6 protein-coding genes are annotated in these 4631 nt (G+C 66.1%); all 6 read right to left on the bottom strand.

Features of this window, described 5'->3' with window-relative positions:
* On the bottom strand, nt 1-343 hold a 343-nt coding region (locus tag JYJ84_RS28950; protein WP_205189787.1), incomplete at its 3' end, for a site-2 protease family protein.
* A gap of 11 nt (nt 344-354) precedes the next feature.
* The gene (locus JYJ84_RS28945; RefSeq protein WP_122945699.1) at nt 355-1551 is read right to left on the bottom strand and encodes a 1-deoxy-D-xylulose-5-phosphate reductoisomerase; all 1197 of its coding nucleotides are present in this window, start codon (nt 1549-1551) and stop codon (nt 355-357) included.
* A 15-nt stretch (nt 1552-1566) separates the two neighbouring features.
* Nucleotides 1567-2388, bottom strand: a complete 822-nt coding sequence (locus JYJ84_RS28940) for a phosphatidate cytidylyltransferase (protein WP_175223076.1) — start codon at nt 2386-2388, stop codon at nt 1567-1569.
* Entirely contained in the window at nt 2382-3164 is a 783-nt protein-coding gene (gene uppS / locus JYJ84_RS28935; RefSeq protein WP_175223075.1) for a polyprenyl diphosphate synthase, read from the bottom strand. Before uppS ends, JYJ84_RS28940 begins: the two co-directional genes overlap by 7 nt.
* Before the next feature lie 49 nt (nt 3165-3213).
* The gene (gene frr / locus JYJ84_RS28930; protein WP_048248629.1) at nt 3214-3774 is read right to left on the bottom strand and encodes a ribosome recycling factor; all 561 of its coding nucleotides are present in this window, start codon (nt 3772-3774) and stop codon (nt 3214-3216) included.
* Between the two features lie 91 nt (nt 3775-3865).
* Nucleotides 3866-4579, bottom strand: coding sequence for a UMP kinase (gene pyrH, locus JYJ84_RS28925; protein WP_174918843.1), 714 nt, complete (start codon nt 4577-4579; stop codon nt 3866-3868).
* Between the last annotated feature and the right edge of the window lie 52 nt (nt 4580-4631).

Below are 4631 nucleotides of genomic sequence, written 5' to 3'. Positions count from 1 at the left end.
TTGCCAACAGGAAATTGGCAATTGGCCCGGCCGCGACGATCGCGATGCGCTTGTAGACCGACTGGCGATTGAACGCCTGCCCGAGTTCCTCGGGCGGGATACCGGGGCCGGGATCGCGCTCGTCGAGCATCTTCACGTAGCCGCCGAGCGGCAGCGCGGACAGCGTCCACTCAGTGCCCGTCCTGCGGCTGACCCAGCGCGCGACGGGCTGGCCGAAGCCGATCGAGAAACGCAGCACCTTCACGCCGCACCAGCGCGCGACGCGATAATGTCCGTACTCATGCACGACGACCAGCACCCCGATCGCCACCGCAAACGCGATCAGTTCGACCAGCACGTTCATGAGCACCCCATTCAGACAGTGCGCTCCACGCGTGGCGCAGGCGCTTTCGCAATGATTTCGGCGGCGAGGCGGCGTGCCTCGGCATCCGCCGCCAGGACATCGTCGAGCCCGTCGGGCACGCGGTTCGGCAGCGTGTTGAGCACGGCGTCGACCGTCGCCGCAATCGCCATGAAGCCGATGCGGCGCTCGAGAAACGCTTCGACCGCCACTTCGTTCGCTGCGTTCAATGCGGCGCTCGCGATACCGCCTTCGTCAAGCGCCTTCAAGGCGAGCGCGAGGCACGGGAAGCGCGCGTAATCGGGCTTCTCGAACGACAGCTGCGCGATCTGCGCGAGGTCGAGCTGATCGACGCCCGCATCGACACGCTCGGGGAATGCGAGCGCGTACGCGATCGGCGTGCGCATGTCGGGGTTGCCGAGCTGTGCGAGCACCGAGCCGTCGCGGTACGACACGAGCGAATGGATCACGCTCTGCGGATGGATCAGCACGTCGATCCGGTCGCCCGGCAGCCCGAAGATCCAGTGCGCCTCGATCACCTCGAGGCCCTTGTTCATCATCGTCGCGGAATCGACCGAGATCTTGCGGCCCATCACCCAGTTCGGGTGCTTGCACGCTTCGTCCGGCGTCACATCGACGAGCGTGGCCGGCTCGCGCGTGCGGAACGGGCCGCCCGACGCGGTCAGGATGATCTTCGAGATCCCGCCGTGCTCGGCCGCGTCGCGCGGCATGCACTGGAAGATCGCGTTGTGTTCGCTGTCGACCGGCAGCAGGATCGCGCCATGGTCGCGCACCGCGTCCATGAAGATCGCGCCCGACATCACCAGCGCTTCCTTGTTCGCGAGCAGGATGCGCTTGCCGGCGCGCGCAGCCGCGAGGCTCGGCGCCATGCCGGCCGCACCGACGATCGCCGCGACCACCGTGTCGCAGCCGTCGCTCTTCGAGACGTCGACGAGCGCCTGCGGCCCGTACAGCACCGCGGTCTTGCTGCCCGCCGCGCGCAGCTTCGCTTCGACCTGCGCGGCCGTCTGCGCATCGCCGACCACCGCGACTTCAGGCGCGAAGCGCAGGCACTGCTCGACCAGCTTGTCGCCGTTGCGGTGTGCGGTCAGCGCATAGACCGAGAAGCGCTCGGGATGGCGCGCGACCACGTCGAGCGTGCTGTCTCCGATCGAGCCCGTGGAACCGAGCAATGTCAGACGTTTTTGCATAACAGAAATAATGGTTTAACCAAGCAGCAGCATCGCGAGCGGCAGCACCGGCAGCAGCGCGTCGACACGGTCGAGCACGCCGCCATGACCCGGCAGCAGTCCGCTCGAATCCTTCACGCCCGCCTGCCGCTTCAACAGCGACTCGAACAGGTCCCCGATCACGCTGTACGCGACCAGCAGCGTCAGTGCAGCCCACGCGCCGGGCATCCCGTAGCGCACGGCGAACGCGGAAAACAGGGTCGGCTCGAACGCGTGCGCAGCCATCGCGACGCCGGCGACGACCATCACGGCAAGCCAGCCACCGATCGCGCCTTCCCAGCTCTTGCCGGGACTGATCGTGATGGCCAGTTTACGCTTTCCGAAGGCCTTGCCCGCGAAGTATGCGCCGATATCGGCGAGCCAGACGACCAGAAGCAGCGACAGCACGAACGGCACGCCCTGCGCGCGCGCCGCGACGAGCGCATGCCAGCAGGCCGCGAAGACCACGAGGCCGGCCACCAGCAGGAACGGACGCCATACGCCGCCCGCGAGCTCCGGCTTGCGCCGCAGCGTGAACGGGCCGACCAGCAGCCAGAACACGCCGGCTGCCATGAAAAGGGGACGGGACGAAGCCGCGTCGACGCCGAGCGGCGCCGTTGCTGCGAGCGCAAGCGCCGCGACGACGGCATAGATGACCGGGCCGGCACCGCCGAGCTTGAGCAGGCGCGCCCATTCCCACGCGGCAAACACGAGCACGACGCCAATGAGCGCGCCGAACGCGGTGAGCGGCGCGAACAGCGTCACCGGCAGCAATACCGCCAGCATCACGATCGCCGTGATCACACGGGTTTTCAGCATGAAAGGGAGTCGGCGTTCTGCGATTGCGGTTCGAGCTGTGCGCTCGTGCGGCCGAAACGGCGCTCGCGCTCCGTATACGACGCCATGGCGTCGGCCAGTGCCGCGCCGTCGAAATCCGGCCAGTATTTGTCGGTGAAATAGAATTCGGCGTACGCGAGTTGCCACAGCAGGAAGTTGCTGACGCGCTGCTCGCCACCGGTACGGATGAAGAGATCGGGCTCCGGCGCATAGGCCATTGCCAGGTGCGGCGCGAACGCGTCCTCGGTCACTTCGACCTCGCGACCCTCGCGCACGGCCTGCTCGATGAGCTTCTTCGTCGCCTGCAGGATGTCCCACCGGCCGCCGTAGTTGGCCGCGATGGTGAGCGTAAGACGGGTGTTGCGCGCCGTCTTGGTTTCGGCGCGGCGAATCAGTTCGCGGATGCGCGGCTCGAAGCGGTCGAGATCGCCGACGACACGCAGGCGGATCCCGTTCGCATGGAGCTTGCCGACCTCGCGCTCGAGCGCGGTGATGAAGAGTCGCATCAGGAACGACACTTCGTCGTTCGGCCGGCGCCAGTTCTCCGAACTGAACGCGAACAGCGTCAGGTATTCGACGCCGGCGCGCGCGCAACCTTCGACCACCGACCGTACGGCATCGACGCCACGGGTGTGCCCCGCGACGCGCGGCAAGCGGCGTTCGGTCGCCCAACGGCCGTTGCCGTCCATGATGATCGCGATGTGACGCGGCACGACGCCGACGTCAGGCACGCGAACGGTAGAGCTGGTATAGGTCATGGCCGTTGAGACAGTAATGCGGGAAGAAGGCGGCGCGCGAGGACGGTCGTCAGACCGTCATGATCTCGGCTTCCTTGCTCTGCACGAGCTTGTCGATTTCGGCGACGTGCTTGTCGGTCAGCTTCTGCACGTCGTCGCTCGCACGGCGCTCGTCGTCTTCCGAGATTTCCTTGTCCTTCACGAGCTTCTTGAGCGCTTCGTTCGCATCGCGGCGCAGGTTGCGGATCGCGACCTTGGCCGTTTCGCCTTCGCTCTTGACGACCTTGGTCAGCTCGCGGCGGCGCTCTTCCGTCAGCGCCGGCATCGGCACGCGGATCAGGTCGCCGGACGTGGCCGGGTTCAGGCCGAGATCGGCTTCGCGAATGGCCTTCTCGACCTTCGCAACCATCGGCTTTTCCCACGGCTGCACACCGATCGTGCGCGCGTCGACGAGCGTCATGTTGGCAACCTGCGAAATCGGCACCATCGACCCGTAGTAGTCAACCTGCACGTGATCGAGCATGCCGGTGTGCGCACGGCCCGTACGGATCTTCGCCAGATCGCTCTTGAATGCATCGATCGAGCGCTGCATCTTCTGCTCGACGCCCTTCTTGGTATCAGCGACACTCATTTCAACCTCCGAACCTTCAAACCTTCAAAGAACGCGGACCCGACCCGGCGCATCTGGCGCGCCGCAGCCGATGGCCCGCATCCGCGGGAGTTTACACGTGGACGAGCGTACCTTCGTCCTCGCCCAGCACGATGCGCTTGAGCGCGCCCGGCTTATTGATCGAAAACACGCGAATCGGCAGCTTCTGGTCGCGGCACAGCGCGAAGGCCGTCGCGTCCATCACCTGCAGGTTGCGGCCGATCGCCTCGTCGAAGCTGATCGTCGTGTAGCGCGTGGCCGACGGATCCTTCTTCGGATCGGCAGAATATACGCCATCGACCTTGGTCGCCTTCAATACGACCTCGGCGCCCACTTCCGAACCGCGCAGCGCGGCGGCCGTGTCCGTCGTGAAGAACGGGTTGCCCGTGCCGGCCGCGAAGATCACGACGCGGCCTTCCTCGAGCTGGCGGATCGCGCGGGGCCGGATGTACGGCTCGACGACCTGGTCCATCCGCAGCGCGGACTGCACGCGCGCCTCGATGCCGGCGTGGCGCATCGCGTCCTGCAGCGCCAACGCGTTCATCATCGTTGCGAGCATCCCCATGTAGTCCGCCGTCGCGCGATCCATGCCGGCCGCGCCGCCCGCAACGCCACGGAAAATATTACCGCCACCGATCACGACCGCGAGCTGCGTGCCGAGACGCACCACTTCCGCGATATCGGCCACCATCCGTTCGATCGTCGCGCGATTGATGCCGAAGGCATCGTCGCCCATCAGCGCTTCGCCGGAAAGTTTGAGAAGGACGCGTTTATAGGCATTGGACATAGGGGCTTCCGAGCGACGAGAGGATGACAACCACGAACTGTAGGGGCGAAAT

It is taken from the genome of Burkholderia sp. LMG 13014 (genome assembly GCF_905232215.1).
Taxonomy (GTDB): domain Bacteria; phylum Pseudomonadota; class Gammaproteobacteria; order Burkholderiales; family Burkholderiaceae; genus Burkholderia.
Note: the sequence above shows the minus strand (reverse complement) of the source record. Positions and strands in the feature narration are given on the sequence as shown.

Excerpts from the sequence above, each read along its gene's own strand:
- JYJ84_RS28945 (WP_122945699.1), bottom strand. The coding sequence starts at position 1,551 with ATGCAAAAACGTCTGACATTGCTCGGTTCCACGGGCTCGATCGGAGAC.
- JYJ84_RS28940 (WP_175223076.1), bottom strand. The coding sequence starts at position 2,388 with ATGCTGAAAACCCGTGTGATCACGGCGATCGTGATGCTGGCGGTATTG.
- uppS (WP_175223075.1), bottom strand. The coding sequence starts at position 3,164 with ATGACCTATACCAGCTCTACCGTTCGCGTGCCTGACGTCGGCGTCGTG.
- frr (WP_048248629.1), bottom strand. The coding sequence starts at position 3,774 with ATGAGTGTCGCTGATACCAAGAAGGGCGTCGAGCAGAAGATGCAGCGC.
- pyrH (WP_174918843.1), bottom strand. The coding sequence starts at position 4,579 with ATGTCCAATGCCTATAAACGCGTCCTTCTCAAACTTTCCGGCGAAGCG.